Source organism: Stanieria cyanosphaera PCC 7437 (assembly GCF_000317575.1).
GTDB lineage: Bacteria > Cyanobacteriota > Cyanobacteriia > Cyanobacteriales > Xenococcaceae > Stanieria > Stanieria cyanosphaera.
In genome coordinates this window covers 2,133,453-2,149,680 of sequence record NC_019748.1, presented here as the reverse complement: position 1 = coordinate 2,149,680, position 16,228 = coordinate 2,133,453, and the positions used below count along the sequence as shown (strand labels likewise).

Annotated in this window: 16 protein-coding genes; 9 read left to right on the top strand and 7 right to left on the bottom strand. The window is 36.9% G+C overall.

Annotated elements, in window-relative coordinates; translation table 11 throughout:
- Window positions 1-13 precede the first annotated feature (13 nt).
- On the bottom strand, window positions 14-703 hold the full coding sequence (ribE, locus tag STA7437_RS09330; RefSeq protein ID WP_015193138.1) for a riboflavin synthase: 690 nt from the start codon (window positions 701-703) through the stop codon (window positions 14-16).
- 294 nt (window positions 704-997) lie between these two features.
- Here ribE and STA7437_RS09325 point away from each other — a divergent pair, with 294 nt between their 5' ends.
- The 5 genes from STA7437_RS09325 (at window position 998) to STA7437_RS09305 (ending at window position 6,703) form a co-directional block, all read left to right on the top strand.
- Entirely contained in the window at window positions 998-1,501 is a 504-nt protein-coding gene (locus STA7437_RS09325; RefSeq protein ID WP_015193137.1) for a bifunctional nuclease family protein, read from the top strand.
- Window positions 1,502-1,574: 73 nt separating this feature from the next.
- Window positions 1,575-2,702 (top strand): aldo/keto reductase, encoded by a 1,128-nt coding sequence (locus STA7437_RS09320; protein WP_015193136.1) that lies wholly within the window; start codon window positions 1,575-1,577, stop codon window positions 2,700-2,702.
- Window positions 2,703-2,842: 140 nt separating this feature from the next.
- Window positions 2,843-3,916 carry a linear amide C-N hydrolase gene (locus tag STA7437_RS09315; RefSeq protein WP_015193135.1) on the top strand — a complete coding sequence of 358 codons (1,074 nt, stop codon included), beginning with the start codon at window positions 2,843-2,845 and terminating at the stop codon, window positions 3,914-3,916.
- Between the two features lie 8 nt (window positions 3,917-3,924).
- Window positions 3,925-5,043: a hypothetical protein gene (locus STA7437_RS09310; protein ID WP_015193134.1), complete on the top strand. Its 1,119-nt coding sequence runs from the start codon at window positions 3,925-3,927 to the stop codon at window positions 5,041-5,043.
- Between the two features lie 211 nt (window positions 5,044-5,254).
- Window positions 5,255-6,703, top strand: a complete 1,449-nt coding sequence (locus tag STA7437_RS09305) for a RecQ family ATP-dependent DNA helicase (protein ID WP_015193133.1) — start codon at window positions 5,255-5,257, stop codon at window positions 6,701-6,703.
- Window positions 6,704-6,738: 35 nt separating this feature from the next.
- Here STA7437_RS09305 and STA7437_RS09300 read toward each other — a convergent pair whose 3' ends face one another.
- Together STA7437_RS09300 and STA7437_RS09295 are read right to left on the bottom strand one after the other, a co-directional pair.
- On the bottom strand, window positions 6,739-7,575 hold the full coding sequence (locus STA7437_RS09300) for a DUF3037 domain-containing protein (RefSeq protein WP_015193132.1): 837 nt from the start codon (window positions 7,573-7,575) through the stop codon (window positions 6,739-6,741).
- A 16-nt stretch (window positions 7,576-7,591) separates the two neighbouring features.
- Window positions 7,592-7,975: a hypothetical protein gene (locus STA7437_RS09295; RefSeq protein ID WP_015193131.1), complete on the bottom strand. Its 384-nt coding sequence runs from the start codon at window positions 7,973-7,975 to the stop codon at window positions 7,592-7,594.
- A 422-nt stretch (window positions 7,976-8,397) separates the two neighbouring features.
- On the opposite strand from STA7437_RS09295, the gene STA7437_RS09290 reads away from it, so the two are divergent.
- The 3 genes from STA7437_RS09290 (at window position 8,398) to dcd (ending at window position 11,609) form a co-directional block, all read left to right on the top strand.
- On the top strand, window positions 8,398-10,245 hold the full coding sequence (locus STA7437_RS09290) for a type I polyketide synthase (protein WP_015193130.1): 1,848 nt from the start codon (window positions 8,398-8,400) through the stop codon (window positions 10,243-10,245).
- Between the two features lie 28 nt (window positions 10,246-10,273).
- Window positions 10,274-10,945 carry an SRPBCC family protein gene (locus STA7437_RS09285; RefSeq protein WP_015193129.1) on the top strand — a complete coding sequence of 224 codons (672 nt, stop codon included), beginning with the start codon at window positions 10,274-10,276 and terminating at the stop codon, window positions 10,943-10,945.
- An 82-nt stretch (window positions 10,946-11,027) separates the two neighbouring features.
- A complete protein-coding gene (dcd, locus tag STA7437_RS09280; protein ID WP_015193128.1) occupies window positions 11,028-11,609 on the top strand; it encodes a dCTP deaminase in 582 nt (193 codons plus the stop codon).
- A gap of 372 nt (window positions 11,610-11,981) precedes the next feature.
- Here the strand turns inward: dcd and STA7437_RS09275 are convergent, their stop codons facing one another.
- Window positions 11,982-12,983 carry a glycosyltransferase family protein gene (locus STA7437_RS09275; protein WP_015193127.1) on the bottom strand — a complete coding sequence of 334 codons (1,002 nt, stop codon included), beginning with the start codon at window positions 12,981-12,983 and terminating at the stop codon, window positions 11,982-11,984.
- A 237-nt stretch (window positions 12,984-13,220) separates the two neighbouring features.
- Between STA7437_RS09275 and STA7437_RS25440 the strand changes: the two genes are divergently transcribed.
- Window positions 13,221-13,442, top strand: a complete 222-nt coding sequence (locus STA7437_RS25440; protein ID WP_083856883.1) for a DUF29 family protein — start codon at window positions 13,221-13,223, stop codon at window positions 13,440-13,442.
- Here the strand turns inward: STA7437_RS25440 and nadB are convergent.
- The 3 genes from nadB to STA7437_RS27405 all read right to left on the bottom strand — a co-directional run bounded on the left by nadB (window position 13,439) and on the right by STA7437_RS27405 (window position 15,943).
- Complete coding sequence (gene nadB, locus STA7437_RS09270; protein ID WP_015193126.1) at window positions 13,439-15,073, bottom strand: L-aspartate oxidase; 1,635 nt, start codon at window positions 15,071-15,073, stop codon at window positions 13,439-13,441. The two genes, STA7437_RS25440 and nadB, sit on opposite strands and share 4 nt — an antisense overlap.
- Window positions 15,074-15,168: 95 nt before the next feature.
- A complete protein-coding gene (gene psbU / locus STA7437_RS09265; RefSeq protein ID WP_015193125.1) occupies window positions 15,169-15,585 on the bottom strand; it encodes a photosystem II complex extrinsic protein PsbU in 417 nt (138 codons plus the stop codon).
- Window positions 15,586-15,811: 226 nt separating this feature from the next.
- Window positions 15,812-15,943: a hypothetical protein gene (locus tag STA7437_RS27405; RefSeq protein WP_281169264.1), complete on the bottom strand. Its 132-nt coding sequence runs from the start codon at window positions 15,941-15,943 to the stop codon at window positions 15,812-15,814.
- Window positions 15,944-16,228: the final 285 nt, after the last annotated feature.

The window sequence follows — 16,228 nt, the reverse complement described above, 5'->3', positions numbered from 1 at the left end:
CAAATAATTTTTACTAAAAATAACCATTTTCCGCAAGAAAAGCTAAACTAATATCTTCGGATTGATGTTGAGTTGGCAAACCGAAACCGAGCAGTTTATCAACGTATTTACCTAAAATATCACCCTCAAGATTAACTAAATCTCCTGGTTGAAGATAACAAAGATTAGTTTCTGTGTAAGTATGGGGAATAACAGCAACTTTAAACCAACTTCCATCAGTAGCACAATCAGCTACAGTTAAACTAATTCCATTCACCGCAATACTACCTTTTGTCACCAGATAACGCGCAATTCTACTCTGCCATTGATCGTTTAAATTAGAAGGTTGACCAAAAATCATCTCCCAAGATTTTTGACAAGAAACTGATTCAATTAAACAGCCAATTCCATCTACGTGACCGGTTACAAAATGCCCGCCAATTTTGCTGCCAACGCGCAAAGAGGTTTCTATATTTACATAATCTGTTGCTTCAATACGCATTCCTAAAGTTGTTCTTGCTAAAGTTTCTGGCGAAGCAGTGGCAACAAAACCTTGAGATAAAATTGTCTCTACAGTCAAACAAACTCCATCGACTGCAACACTGTCACCAATAGCCAAATCTGTTAAAACTATGTCAGAATAATTACCCTTAATATCGATCTTAAAGAGATCTTTTCCCTGACTACTAATGACTCCCAAAGTCTGAACTAATCCTGTAAACATATTCTTAAATTTGAGACAATATAACTAAACGTTGATTAATACAATTAAATATTTACTATGGCTTTTGCCTGCCGATAGCTGTAATTTTTCTTGAACAGCCAAGGCAATAATTATAAATTAGGGCATACTGTGTTAAACAGTACCATTTTAAGCGACCTGATTAAGTATTTTCTCCTAATAAGGTTGTTAAAAAAAGTTAAATTCAGTTTCGGATCTCAAGCTCAATTAAATTTGTCTTGTTTATCCTTTTGTTCTGGTTTTACTACTGCCGATGTTAACTGAGAGGCTAAATCAATGATTGAAATGAAAGTTGCTGGGATTGCTTTCGATGCGATGACTCGTAGTCCTATCATACTCTTAAAGGATGGTTCTGAAAGAAGAGCATTGCCTATTTTTATTGGACAGGATCAAGCCAAAGCTATTATTAATGCGTTAGAAAGACAGCAATCACCCCGTCCTCTCACCCACGATCTGATTACTAATATTTTTGACGCTTGGGAAATCGATTTAGAGAGAATTATTATTCATTCTCTTCAAGATAATACTTTTTATGCTGTACTATGTCTAAATTTAGGAGGAGTAACCAAAGAAATTGATTGTCGTCCTAGTGATGCGATCGCGATCGCTTTACGAACAGATAGTCCAATTTGGGTGATGGAAGAAGTAGTTGCAGATGCTTCTATTCCCGTTGATCGAGATGCTGATGAAGAAGAAAGAAAAGCTTTTAAAGATTTTGTCGCTGGTTTGAGTCCAGAAGAATTGATTAAAAGGGGTGGTTATAGTAGTAGCGATCAATAAAGACTTAATTAGCTTAGTATGAAATAGTAATTTTGAATTCCTTGAGACTGAGTTCTGAATTTAAAATAATTTCATGCTTTATCGGCGGTTTGGTAAAACTAATCTCAATTTATCTGTTTTTTCCCTTGGAACCATGCGTTGTCTGGAGTCTGCTGAAGTTGTACAAAAGACAATCGCAACTGCAATTGAACTTGGAATCAATCATTTAGAAACCGCCAAAGCTTATGGTAAAAGTGAAGAATATTTGGGACTAGCTTTACAATCCTTAGCTTTACCAAGAAACCAGTTTTATCTTACTACTAAGCTACCGCCAACTCCCAAACAAGCGCAAATACAAGAATGGCTCGATCAATCTTTGACAAGATTAAAGCTAGATTATCTTGATTGTTTGGCAATTCATGGGATTAATACTTGGGAACATCTTGATTGGGTTCAGTCTGAAGGCTGTTTGTTAGCGATACAAGAAGCAATCAGTCAAGGTAAAGTCAGGTATCTTGGTTTTTCTACCCATGGTTCCTTAGAACTAATTTTAGCTGCGATTAAAACTAATTTATTTGACTTTGTTAATCTCCACTATTACTATTTCTGGCAACGTAATCAAGCTGCGATCGCTTTAGCTCATCAACAAGACATGGGAGTTTTTATTATTTCTCCAGCCGATAAAGGAGGAAAACTCTATACTCCTTCAGAAACCTTACAAAATTTGTGTCGACCCTTTTCACCTTTAGAATTAAATTATCGGTTTTTATTAAGCGATCGCAGAATTACTACTTTAAGTGTGGGTGCTGCTAAACCTGAAGAATTAATCACTCCTTTACAAATAGCAGACCGAGATGAGCCTTTAAACGAACAAGAACAAACAGTATTTAGACGTTTAGAAGCGCATTTCAACCAAAACCTAACTGATACTCGCTGTAGCCAATGCTATCAATGTCTGCCTTGTCCAGAACAAATTAATATTCCTGAAGTATTGCGCCTACGTAACCTAGCTGTAGCTTATGACATGACAGATTACGGACAATACCGCTATCGAATGTTTGAAAATGCTGGTCATTGGTTTCCAGGAAAAAAAGGCAATCGTTGTACAAGCTGCGGTGATTGTCTGCCTCGTTGCCCAGAAAATTTGGATATACCTACTTTATTACAAGATACTCATCAACGGCTTAATGGTTCACCTCGTCGTCGATTATGGGAAGAATAATTATTCTTCACTTTCTCTTCCAATCATTTCTTTAAAGAACCACTTATTATCAAATAAAATCTAGATTTTAATCCAATTTATTGAGATCTCTACTAAACATAGATGCATTTAGCAGAGATTCATTCATCATAAGAGGAATTATGACTCATCGCTCTCTAGTCAGCGCAGTAACTGCATTGATGATTGGATCGTTGCCAATACCTGCTGCGATCGCTTGCACTCGTGTCGTTTATCTAGGGCCAGATGACACGATTTTTACTGCACGCACTATGGACTGGCAAACCGAAATGTTAACAAACCTTTGGGCTTTACCAAGAGGTGTAGAACGTAATGGTGTTGCTGGTGAAAACTCAATTGAATGGACTTCCAAATACGGTAGTGTCATCGCATCGGGTTTTGATGCTGGCACAGCAGACGGCATGAATGAAAAAGGTTTAGTAGCTAACCTACTTTATCTGGTTGAGTCTGAATATGTTACCCCGACTGAAAATGACTCCCGTAAACCCCTATCGATTTCTTTATGGGCGCAGTATTTCCTCGACAACTACGCCACTGTAGCAGAAGCAGTGGAAGCGATGCGCCAAGAACCCTTTTATATAGTTACGACAATGACTCCAGACGGAAAACCTGGTCAGTTGCACTTGTCTATTTCTGATGCCACAGGTGACTCGGCCATTTTTGAATATGTGGATGGAAAACTTCAGATTCACCATAACCGTCAATATCAGGTGATGACAAACTCTCCTATCTATGAGCAGCAGCTTGCTCTCAATGATTACTGGAAACAGATTGGCGGTACAACGATGTTGCCAGGAACGAATCGTGCTGCTGATCGTTTTGTTCGCGCTTCATTTTATATTAATGCAATTCCACAAACATCTGACGTTGATGAGGCTACTGCTAGTGTTTTTTCAGTGATTCGCAATGTCTCCGTTCCTAGAGGAATTAATACTCCTGGACAGCCTAATATTTCTTCTACACTCTGGCGTACTGTGGCTGATCAGAAAAACAAGCGTTATTTCTTTGAATCAACTCGTAGCCCCAATGTATTCTGGGTCAATTTATCCGATCTTGATTTTGAAGAAGGAGCATCAACCATGAAGCTAACGCTCAAAGATGGTGTGTTTTATTCAGGCAATGTAGCAGAACAATTCCAACCTGCTGAACCTTTTATTTTTCTTCCCTCTAAGTTTCTTTCCTCAGATGAAAATTAGGGGCAGCCATGCAAATCTCCACTCAACCAAGCTTAAAGAATTTTAGTTGGTTGTCTTTTACTAGCAAGACTCTTTCATTAGCGATCGCATTTGCTAGCTTTCCTGTTTGGGCAAGTGAGTCATTACCAAGCACAAAGTTAGAGATGTTTTCAACACCAATATTTGTTTCGTCTATGACGGTAGAAGATATCGAGGTTATTACCCAAGAATCACCTCTATCTTTTTCAACAGAAGCGTTTCTACAACTAGACGAACTTTCAGAAGTCAAGTCAGACTTATCCCAACCTTTTCTGTCTGCTAAAAAAGCTTCTACTATTAACAATCCATCAGATAATCGCTGGCAATTTTCAGTAGAACCATACTTGTTTGTTCCTTTTGATGTTGAAGCCGACATTACAGTTCGAGGACGCAGCGCATTTGTTGAAGCAGGCTTTAGTGATATTTTTAACCTTGATCGCATTTTTGCTACATCTTTAAGACTGGAGGCGCAAAAAAACCGCTTAGGTTTCATCATCGATGGCTCTTATCTCTCAATTGGCAAAGATGGTAATCTTGATATAACGATACCAGCAGCATTTCTTCAAGCTTATGGCATCAATACCGATGTCAACGTTAATGCAGAAGTCAGTTTGGATGCTCGTCAGGGTGTATTGGATTTGGCAGTTTTTTATCGGGTTGTCGATGAGTATTTAGGCAAAAATGACACTACATCCAATTCTTATCCTCATCTTGTTGTTGATCCGATTTTAGGATTACGAATGAATTGGCTAGGTCAAGATACACAAATCAACGCAATTAACATTGGTGGCATAGATATTCCCAACCAGGATGTTGAGCTTTCTACTTTCTTCGTTGAACCCATGATTGGAACTCAAATCGGACTGGAACTATCTGAACGTTGGGCTGTGGGTTTTCGAGGAGATATCTCTGGGTTTGATATTAATGCCGATCAAAACTTAGCCTGGAAATTACTGATTGGTGGTCAATATCGATTTTCTCGCCTTACCGCACTTCAGTTTGCTTATCAATTTAACAAGTTTGAGTATTTAGATGGAACAGGGACTGAAAGATTAGGTCTGGATTTGCAGCAGCAAGGGTTGTGGCTGGGTTTACAGTTCCGCTTCTAAAATAAGAATACAATGAAACTAAAATCAGACAATTTTTCTCTTGATTTTCAACTATCCCTACTATAAGTTAAGACAGGATATTGAATCGTAGGGGACTGGGCGTATAAACATTTGGTTTGAAGTAATGGTAGCGTATCAAACTTCAAATAATAGATTTAATTAAAAACCAAAGAGTTATAACTGATTCAGAAAGCTCTACGTTATATAGTTCATGTCTTTATTCAATCGCCAGTTAATTCAAACTGAGTTACAAAAAATTTGGGGTTATCAAGATTTTCGTTATCCTCAAGCAGAAATAATCGATAGTTTCTTAACAGGCAAAGATGTTTTAATCGTAATGCCTACAGGCGGAGGAAAATCAATTTGTTTTCAACTACCTGCTTTGTTACAAACTGGTTTGACTTTAATTGTTTCTCCCTTAGTAGCTTTGATGGAAAATCAAGTCAATCAATTACAACAAAAAAATTTACCTGCTGCTTTAATTCATAGTGAATTATCAAGGGAACAAAAAAAGCAAACTTTACAAGCTATAACAAGACAAAAACTGCGATTAGTTTATCTTTCCCCTGAAACTCTTTTAAGTCCTTCAATTTGGGAAATTATTAGTCAACCGCAAATTAAAATTAATGGTTTGGTATTAGATGAAGCACATTGTTTAGTCCAGTGGGGAACAACATTTCGTCCTGCTTATACTCGTTTAGGAATTGTTCGTCCTAGTTTATTAAAACACAAACCACCAGGAACTAAAATGGCGATCGCAGCGTTTACGGCAACTGCCGATCCTCTTACTCAAAAAACTATTACGCAACAGTTACAGTTAGATCGACCAGAAGTTTTTTTAATTAATCCTTATCGCGCTAATCTCAATTTGCAAGTTAAAACGATTTGGACTCCGAGAGGAAGAAAACAACAAGTATTAAAGTTTATTGGGGCAAGAAAAAATCAAGCTGGGTTAGTTTATGTTCGTTCTCGTCGAGATAGTGAAGAGTTAACTCAATGGTTGCGATCAATTGGCTATGCAGTTCAAGCTTATCATGCAGGATTACCTACTCAAGCCAGAAGAACTATCGAACAGGATTGGTTGACGGGAAAAATTCAATTTACTGTTTGTACTTCAGCTTTCGGGATGGGAATTGATAAAAGTGATGTTCGTTGGATCGTTCATTTTCATGCACCAGAATTATTATCAGAATATATGCAAGAAGTGGGAAGAGGAGGAAGAGATGGGAAACCAGCAGATGCTTTAACCTTAATTAGTGAACCAACTGGATGGTTTAACCCAGAAGACAAACAACGCAGTCAATTTTTTACACAAAAACTGGAAAAACAGTATCTTCAAGCAAAGCAATTAATTAAACAAATACCATCTCAAGGCGAGATAAATGCGATCGCGCGTCAATTTTCTGGAGGTGATCTTGCTCTTAGTTTGCTTTACAGTGAAGGTTTAGTAAGGTGGCAAGATCCTTTTACCTATCAAAAACAATCTACTAGTCTCAAATTAAATCGTAGCGATCTTCAACAACAAGCTTGGCAAAAACAAAGACACGCTTTTTTACAAACTAAACAATGCCGGTGGCAATTTTTATTAGCAGCATTTGGGTTTAGTAGCGAAGCAAAAGGTTTTAGTTGTGGTCATTGTGATAATTGTCTGCGTGTTTAGAAAGCGATTAAATAATAACTAACCAATATCTAAGCTCAAAGGCTTATCAATTCTTTATCTAAACGTTCAGATGTCCAAGCTTCAATCTCATTTTCTTGAACAATTTCTGCTCCTAAAGAAGCATAAGTAGACATTGTTTCTTGATAAGTAGCTTGCAACTGCTTATAATGAGGAGATTCTTCTTTTGGAGGTAATACGATTACAGCTAACGGTGTAGCAGGTTGGATTTCTTTAACATCAGCAATCATCCAAGAGGTAGAATTTATTAACTGTTCGGTAGTCTGTATCTCAAAAGAAATTGCTTGAGCAGCAAAAAAAGGTCTTCCATTAGCTACTGCAACATCAAATTTATGTTTAGCGTAATGACCTGCTAATTTATAATCTTTCTTTAAAAGATTTTTCGCTTCTTCTCCAAATTTTTCTAAAACTTTTTTAACTTTTCTTGTCGCAATTTTTGCAGCAGCTTGGCGATCGCGAAATGGGGTTTCTGAAGTAATTGGTTCTATTAATAAAATATCAAAAATATTTTCCAATAACGTATCGGGATCGTCTAAAGAACCTCTAGGTTCAGTGAATTGAATACTATTACCCCATGATTGAGCAATTTTATTTAAACGCTCGTAGTTTGATTCTCTATCTTCTATATTTTCGGAAAATAATAATCCTAAAGAAGTTGATTTTTGAAGATGAGTTTTAAACTCTTGTAAAAAATCAATATCTTTATCTTCAATGGCAAAGTGACGTACACGCTTCCAAGACTTCAAAAAACGAGTTCGTACTAACCGTTCGTTAAAAGCAACAATGCCAATGTTGATCCTTTCGTCAGCGATAGGATTTGGAACGTATTGGACTATGCTATATCTACTAGCCATTGATTTTACTTTTGTCTTAGCTAATGCTTAAACGGGATTCTAAATGATTTTGTAATTCTTTTTTTCTTTTGGTTAGATAAATTATCATTCCCAATCTTTCTTTTAAACTGATTCCCCATTCCTTTGGTGGAACAGCAACTACTTCTACAATCATTTCTTCTGTTACATTTATTAATATATCGTATACCTGCTTTAATTCAGCATTAGTAAAATTACATTCATGGTCTTTTATTTTCCAATCTGGGGGATTAGGAAAAAAATGTCCGTGATCTACTGAGTAAATTATGCGTGGCGGAATGTTTTGAAAAATAAATTGGCGATCATTTGCGTGAGTCCAACCAAACAACACAGCTAGAGAAACTAATCTTGGTCTATTTGCAGGCTCGCTAGTTGCAATCAAAGTCCATTGATCGATACAACCAGGAATAAATTCTGTACCATGTGCTGTTCCAGCAACAAAACTTTCAAGATTTGGTTCAATATCTATAATTTCTTGCGATATTTCAATAATTTGAGGAGTTCCAATGGGAGCTTGAATTTGTAAGCCTAATCTAGCAACTATAACACTACGTATTTAGGTTAGGACACGCAAATCTTGTCAGGGCGATTGGCCAATCGCCCCTACGATTTACAATAATGTCCTAATCTTTCTTTGTACTGCTATAACTTAGATTCAGATTAAATTTGGCATAAATATTGTACGAGAAAGTATACGAGCAATTTGAACTAAAATTCTTATATTCAATTTTTGGAACTAAACAATAAATCAAGTAAAAATCAATTAAACTTGATCGCTTTTTATTAAGTATTCTTCAATTTTCAATGACAGATAATTTATCTCCCACCAAACGCGCCTTACTTGCCTTAAAACAAATGCAGGCAAAACTAGAAGCTTTAGAAAATGCTAAGTCTGAAGAAATCGCAATTATCGGAATGGGTTGTCGTTTTCCTGGTGGTGTCAATAGTCCAGAATCTTTTTGGCAGTTACTTTGTAGTGGTACTGATGCGATTACAGAAGTTCCGCCTCAACATTGGCAAATCGATTCTTATTATCCCAAGCAAATTTGTAGTCGCAAAGGAGGATTTGTTCCTAATCTAAAAGAATTTGATGCTCAATTTTTTCGTATTGCACCAAGGGAAGCAATTAGTCTCGATCCGCAACAGAGATTATTGTTAGAAGTAAGTTGGGAAGCTTTAGAAAATGCTGCCATTGCACCCGATAGTTTGAGTGGTTCTGCTACAGGTGTGTTTATAGGTATCTGTAGTATTGATTATTGGCATCAGTTATTGAGTAGGAATAATACAGAAATAGATGCTTACTTAACTACGGGTAATACTCATAGTGTGGCAGCAGGTCGTTTATCCTATACTTTAGGTTTAACAGGCCCTGCGATCGCAGTAGATACGGCCTGTTCCTCTTCTTTAGTAGCAGTTCATTTAGCTTGTCAGAGTTTGCGGAATCGCGAATGCGATTTAGCTTTAGCTGGTGGTGTCAATCGGTTAATTTCTCCAGAAATTAGTATCAACTTTTCTCAAGCAAAAATGCTTTCACCAACGGGATTTTGTCACAGTTTCGATGCGAAAGCGGATGGTTTTGTGCGTTCGGAAGGTTGTGGGGTAATTGTTTTAAAACGTCTTAGTGATGCAATTTCATCTGGCGATCAGATTTTAGCTGTTATTTCTGGTTCGGCAGTCAATCAGGATGGACGTACTAGCGGTTTAACTGCGCCTAATGGTTTGTCTCAACAAGCAGTGATTCGTCAAGCTTTGGCAAAGAGTCAGATCGAACCGAGTCAAATTGATTATTTAGAGACTCACGGTACGGGTACGGCGTTAGGCGATCCGATTGAAGTTAATGCGTTAGGGGAAGTATTTAATAAGAGAGAAAAACCTTTAATTCTGGGTTCAGTTAAAACTAATATCGGTCATACCGAAGCTGCTGCTGGTATTGCCAGTTTAATTAAAGTAGTATTATCTTTCCAACAGCAAAAAATCCCTGCTAATCTTCATTTTCAGCAACCCAACCACCAAATTAATTGGCATGAGTTACCTATTCAAGTCGCTACAGAAATGATGCCTTGGTTAAATACGAACAAACCTAGAATGGCGGGAGTGAGTGCCTTTGGTTTCAGTGGTACTAATGCTCATGTAGTGATTCAGGAATCAGTTAATAGAAGTAGAGACGTAACATGTTACGTCTCTACAAAAGGCGAAAGTCAAAAGGCATTATGTCAATTATTTGTTCTTTCGGCTAAAAGCGATCGCGCTTTAAAAGATTTAGTTCAAAGATATCTAGAATTTTTCAAGAGTAATCACGATCTTTCGTTAGAAGATGTGTGCTTTACTGCCAGTGTAGGGCGATCGCATTTTAACCATCGTTTGGCAGTTATGGCTATTTCAATCCAAGAATTAGAGAGAAAATTAACAGCTTTCTTAAGAGAAGAATTGCAATCGGGAGTATGGTCTGGTAAATTTACCAAAAAAGTTGATAATAATGTTATTAAACTCAATCCAATTGAATTTACTACTGAAGCATCTCTAGTAGAAATAGCTCAATTATACGTATCGGGTAAAACTCTCGATTGGTTCAGTTTTTATCAAAATTCTGACTATAGCAAAGTCGCACTACCAACTTATCCTTTTCAGCGACAAACCTATTGGTATCAATAGTCTAGCCAAGATTAAAACTGAGGTTAGAATGGGCAAAGTTTATTTATCACGGTGTTGTCCAGTGCCAATTACTCCTTACCTGAAAAAATATTGCTCAATAGCGATCGCTATTTTACTGCTGACGATTTACGTTCCTTCGGTTTCAGCTAAACTATTTGATGGCCCAGTAGATCAACTTCCTGCCTTAGAAAGAGCAGCTTTAAGAGATGGCAAAGTAACTTTAGCAGGAAAAGAAGGCAACTATACAGCTAGAGTGTTAATCAAAGCTCCCGCAGCTAAAGTCTGGGAAGTTTTAACAGATTACAATAATTTTGAGCAATTCTTACCTAATGTTGCTAGTAGCCAATTAATCCAAGCTAATGGCAATAAAAAGGTATTTGAACAAATTAATTCCGTTCAGGTATTAGTAATTAACAAAAAAACTCGCATCCGCATTGCTGTAACTGAAGTCTATCCTCAGCAAATTAGTTTTCAAATAGTTAATGGCGATCTCAAATCGCTTAATGGCAAGTGGACAATTGAACCAGTTTCTCCTTATCCTAGCGCACCCGCCGATCAAGTTTTAATTACTCATCAAGTCTCTGTTCAACCTAATGCTGGTGGTAGTATATTCTATGGCATTTACGAAGATACCTTACAAAAAACTTTAGCAGCAATCAAACAAGAAACAGAATTACGTTTTCTTCAAGCCAAATCTTAGAAAATAATGGTGAAAATATTCTTACTAAGAACGTTATTCGGTATCCTAGTAAATCGATTCTCACCATAAGCTGATTATTACCGTGATTAAAAACGATACCTGGATTACTGAAATGGCAAACAAAGGGATGATTACTCCTTTTGAACCAAAATTAATTCGCAAAATCAAAGATATACCAGTAATTTCCTATGGTTTAGGCAGTTTTGGTTACGATATTCGCCTTTCTCCCTCAGAATTTCGTATTTTCCGTCATATTCCAGGTACAGTTGTCGATCCAAAAAACTTTAATCCCGATAACTTAGAACCGACATCTCTACATCAAGATAAAAATGGTAGTTATTTTATTTTGCCTGCTCATTCCTACGGCTTGGGAGTAGCTTTAGAAAAACTTGCTTTGCCTGACAATATTACTGTATTGTGCATAGGAAAAAGTACTTATGCCCGTGTCGGACTAATTGCCAATCTCACTCCCGCTGAAGCTGGTTGGCGTGGACATCTAACTTTAGAATTTTCTAATTCTTCTAGTGCTGATTGTCGCATCTACGCTTCAGAAGGAGTGGTACAATTATTATTTTTAGAAGGCGATCGCTGTGATGTAAGTTATGATACTCGTCAAGGTAAGTATCAAGACCAACCACAACAAGTAGTTTTTTCCAAAGTTTAATTTATAGCAGTTCTCACGCTCTATAAGGTACATCCGTTCGCTCCTGATTGAGCGTTAATGGTTGATCGCTCTGCGCGCCTTCGGCTGATGATGACGCGTCATCATCGGAGTTAATTGTTTGTCCACAGCCAATAGCAGATCAACTTTTTGATCTTTCGTTTCACGTTTCTGAAGCTTCGCGCTTTTGTACAGACGTAACATGTTACGTCTCTACTTTTTATAACACTACGTATTTAGGTTAGGACACGCAAATCTTGTCAGGGCGATTGGCCAATCGCCCCTACGATTTACAATAATGTCCTAATCTTTCTTTGTACTGCTATACTTGCTGATAACTGGCGTACCTTACCAAGATGAGAAACGCTATATTTATTATTTTTTAAAAGACAATTTTTTACCGATTTTCTGCAAAGTTTTCTGACTCCATCGTTGTTGAATTCGCCACAAACTTAATCCTGCAATCTGAGTTTGATACTTTTGCTCATGATCAAAAAAGTAATTAACTTCTGTCAAAATTACCTCTAATCTTTTCAGAATATTTTCTGCTCTATATTGTTCAAAAAATGATTCTGATAATTGAAATTTTTCTGAAGAATTTAAAACTGACATAATTCGATTAAGGTCAAATTCTAAAGCATAACCAGCAATTTTATAACAATTAAAACTGGGATCGAGATAATCGGCTAACGCACTATTAACACTAGAAAAGACCTGACATCCACAAACCAAAGCTTCCAAAGGCGGTAAACCAAAACCTTCAGTTACACCATTTACTACCCAGTATTCAGCCGAATCATAAAGATAAATTTTTGTGCGATTAAATAATCCGACTAAATCTTCAACATAACCATCTAAAACTTTAACCTGAAAATGTTGTTGTAAAGCAGGAATTAATTGTTCAAGTAAATATTGAGAAGACTTGCGGGTTTGCACCAAAACATCAATATCTCTAGGCTGATTAAAATTAGTAAAACCTGGATCGATTTGATTAGGTAAATAATAAATTAAAGAATTAGGAGATTTTTGTCCCCAATAACCCATTGTGTTACGACTAACGGCAATAATTGGAATATTTGAAGGTAAATCAAAACCATAACCTGCACTATGAGCATGATAAATAATAGGTAATGGTTTCAGTTTTTTAATTAATTTTGGTACGTCAAAACCCCAACTAACTACAAAAATACAATCATTTAAATGCTCATTTTTGAGTAAATCTTCCAAAAATAAAGATGATTCTTCTCGTTGACGATAAGTAACAATTTCTGCCGAGCAAATTTGTTGAGCTAGTTGCAAAATTTTTAGCTCTGCCCATAGTCCGCCACCACCGAATTTTTTAGTTGTGCCTGGGACAAGAAAGTATAATTTTCTCATGAGATAGTAACTGCTATAGAATTCCTCAGTTAACTGTGCAGATGCAGTCAGCGCCTGCCACTTGAAAGTAGAAAACAGAAAACAAAAAATAATTGATAATAGATAACTGAAACAGCTCTTGCCTTTGTTACAAAAAACTTTGTACCTCATTAACTGCAAAAACTGATATATAACTAAACATTGTCAATACTAAATCAATAATCCTCAGCCTGAAATGAGGACTTTTGCCAAAGTAACATTATTTGGAAATCTAGTATTAGAGAACATCGACGCAGAATTGAAAGATTATTCTCTGATAGTCCTAGTCTCAAAAATTACTTACCAGAAATAATTACTACTTGTTATTTAGCTGCTAAAAAACAAGCTAGTGATGAAACAGGATTGTCTGTAGTGGCTTTTCCTGAAAAATGTCCTTTTTCTATAGCGGAATGTCTTGATGAATATTTTTTAGCTGATTAATCGAGTGAAGCAGTGTACCAACTATCTTGCTGTACCATTGTATGTACCTGCCAATGAGCGTCAGGCTCAGGATAATCATCACGATAATGTCCACCTCGGCTTTCAGTCCGAAATATGGCACTTTTCAAGATTAAATAAGCGATATCAAGCAAATTTAAGGTTTCAGTATACAGACGCAATTGTTGTTCGGCATTAGGAGAAATCAATTTAACTCGATCGCAAGGAGATAATTTTTCAACATATTGATTGAAAGAAAGAGAAGCTAATTGAGTGCGCCATGATTCAATTAGAGCGATCGCACTTGTCATAATCTCCTGTGTGCGACAGATGCCTGCACTTTGCCAAACTAAATCAGGTAGTTTTTCTCTAATAGTAACTACTACGTTACATTGCCCTTGCCAATCTTCTTCAATCACTTTGAGTACCTCACTTTTTGGTAAGGGTGTTGTGTGATTAATTACCAGTTTTGACAATTGGGCTGCATAAACAAGACATTCTAGTAATGAATTACTCGCTAAACGATTTGCACCATGTACACCCGTACTAGCTGTTTCTCCGATCGCATATAAACCAGGGATAGAAGTTTGATTCATTGTATCAACAGCAATTCCACCCATCCAATAATGAGCAGCAGGCGTTACAGGAATTGGTTCTTGAAACAAATCAACTCCCCATTTTTGACAGACACGAATAATATTCGGAAAACGATAGCGAATTCTTTCGACGGGAATTGGTCTTAAATCCAAATAAACATTGGTTTGATTAGTCTTTTGCAAGTGAGTAAAAATTGCCCTACTAACTACATCCCTAGGTGCTAATTCACCATCAGGATGATAATCAAAAGCAAATCGTTTTCCTTGCGAATCAATTAAATGCGCTCCTTCTCCTCTGACTGCCTCACTAATTAAAAAACGCGGTGCGCCTGGTTTGCTTAAAGCAGTAGGATGAAATTGCACAAATTCCAAATCTCGTAAAATTGCACCACTACGCCAAGCTAAAGCAACTCCATCTCCCGTACTAACTGTCGGATTAGTTGTATGAGCAAAAACTTGACCCCCACCACCAGTAGCAAGAACTACGGCTGCTGCTTGTAACCAGTTAATTTCTCCTTGATGAAGTAGACTAATTCCTTGACAATCACCAGTATCGGGATGAAGCCATAAACTGAGGGCAAAAGCTTGAGCAAAAACTTCAATATTAGCTCTTTGTAAAACTTGTTCAGTTAAAGTACTAACGATCGCTCTTCCTGTAGTATCAGCAGCGTGAAGTACACGAGGACGAGAATGAGCAGCTTCTAAAGTCATTGCCAAATGATTGTTGTGGCGATCAAAAGCCACTCCCATTGCTACTAAAGATTGAATCGAACTAGCAGCATTTTCTACTAAAAATTGTACTGCAGTGCGATCGCATAAACCTGCTCCTGCTTTGAGAGTATCTTCTAGATGTAATAATGGAGAATCATCAGGATTAATTGCTGCTGCAATACCTCCCTGCGCCCAATCACTTGCTCCCGTTTTAAGCTCATCTTTGGTAACCAAAGCCACTCGATATTCTTCTGGCAAACATAAGGCAGCGTATAGTCCAGCAGCACCAGAACCTATGACAACAACATCAAAAAAAAAGTCCTTCAAGTCGAATCAATTTTTTAACAAATTTTACTAATATTAACAAAAAACCCACACCAACAGAAGGTGAGGGTAAAACAAAGGATTTTTTTTATCGTTATTTAGTAAACTCCAGGATTGAAACGATCATCTCCCTCATTGAAAGCCTCAGACATTTTAGTAACAACAAAGTTATCTAAATTAGCTTGGAGTCTTTCTTTTTGACTTTCGCTTAAACCAGGAATTGATAAAACATCCTCTACTTTTTCATAAGGGGCGTTTTTAATAATTTTAGAAGCTAGGGTAGGATAAAATCCACGTAGTCCTCGAAAATCCCGAACATCACTGTTATTTAAGTCTAATTTTCCTTGGATTTCGCTTAATTTATCGTCAGCAATATTACGACGAACTGCCAAAATAGACGATGATTGCAAATTAACGGAGCTTAAATTTAAAGCCTGAGCTTGAGCAACTCCTGTCACGCCCCAAGAAGTTACTATGACACACAAAGTAACTAAAATGCCTATCAATCTCTTCATCAACTTCATTCCTCCTAATCCAAATTGTTAAATTTACAGAGGGGATTCTCTATAACAATTAATTTTGTTTTCTATCATCCCATCTTATCAAAGAGGATGCGACGGACGGATCGAATTCGTAAGAGACTTGATTCCAGTTCAAAAGTTTACTGTCTGATCAATGTTTTTGTATTGCTTTAATTACAGCAATACCTTTTTAGCTTTTAGCTAATTCGTCAGTTATGAACTACCCCGCTGTAAAGTAAGGATAGGGAATTCTGGCTGACATTTTGGTTAACACTAAAATAGGCTTGTTTTTCAGCAAATTGTGTCTCATTGCCCGATTTTTCTGTGCCACCACTTCCTGAGCATTTTTCATTCCTTAACTTATCTCAGTTTGAAACAGCCCTACTTGCCCTTAGAGAGAGATTCAGCCTCTCACGATTTTTAATTCTTTTGATGGTGGTAACCTCAAAAATCCTAAGCTATGATGAGTTGTTGATTTGTAATTCTTTAAAGAAGCCATAACAATTCTTAGATTCATGAGGTACACCATTATCAGTTACCAGTGACAAGTTACCAGTTATAAAGTAGCAAATAGCAATTACCAATCAATTATCAACCATCAACAACAACCAAGATGTTGACTGTACTTCACAACTAT

What these genes read in the sequence shown, in the direction of transcription:
- psbU (WP_015193125.1), bottom strand. Translation starts at nt 15,585, where the DNA reads ATGAAGAGATTGATAGGCATTTTAGTTACTTTGTGTGTCATAGTAACT.
- STA7437_RS09310 (WP_015193134.1), top strand. Translation starts at nt 3,925, where the DNA reads ATGCAAATCTCCACTCAACCAAGCTTAAAGAATTTTAGTTGGTTGTCT.
- STA7437_RS27405 (WP_281169264.1), bottom strand. Translation starts at nt 15,943, where the DNA reads ATGAAAAATGCTCAGGAAGTGGTGGCACAGAAAAATCGGGCAATGAGA.
- STA7437_RS09325 (WP_015193137.1), top strand. Translation starts at nt 998, where the DNA reads ATGATTGAAATGAAAGTTGCTGGGATTGCTTTCGATGCGATGACTCGT.
- STA7437_RS09300 (WP_015193132.1), bottom strand. Translation starts at nt 7,575, where the DNA reads ATGGCTAGTAGATATAGCATAGTCCAATACGTTCCAAATCCTATCGCT.
- STA7437_RS09315 (WP_015193135.1), top strand. Translation starts at nt 2,843, where the DNA reads ATGACTCATCGCTCTCTAGTCAGCGCAGTAACTGCATTGATGATTGGA.
- ribE (WP_015193138.1), bottom strand. Translation starts at nt 703, where the DNA reads ATGTTTACAGGATTAGTTCAGACTTTGGGAGTCATTAGTAGTCAGGGA.
- STA7437_RS09320 (WP_015193136.1), top strand. Translation starts at nt 1,575, where the DNA reads ATGCTTTATCGGCGGTTTGGTAAAACTAATCTCAATTTATCTGTTTTT.
- STA7437_RS09305 (WP_015193133.1), top strand. Translation starts at nt 5,255, where the DNA reads ATGTCTTTATTCAATCGCCAGTTAATTCAAACTGAGTTACAAAAAATT.
- STA7437_RS09285 (WP_015193129.1), top strand. Translation starts at nt 10,274, where the DNA reads ATGGGCAAAGTTTATTTATCACGGTGTTGTCCAGTGCCAATTACTCCT.
- STA7437_RS09290 (WP_015193130.1), top strand. Translation starts at nt 8,398, where the DNA reads ATGACAGATAATTTATCTCCCACCAAACGCGCCTTACTTGCCTTAAAA.
- STA7437_RS09275 (WP_015193127.1), bottom strand. Translation starts at nt 12,983, where the DNA reads ATGAGAAAATTATACTTTCTTGTCCCAGGCACAACTAAAAAATTCGGT.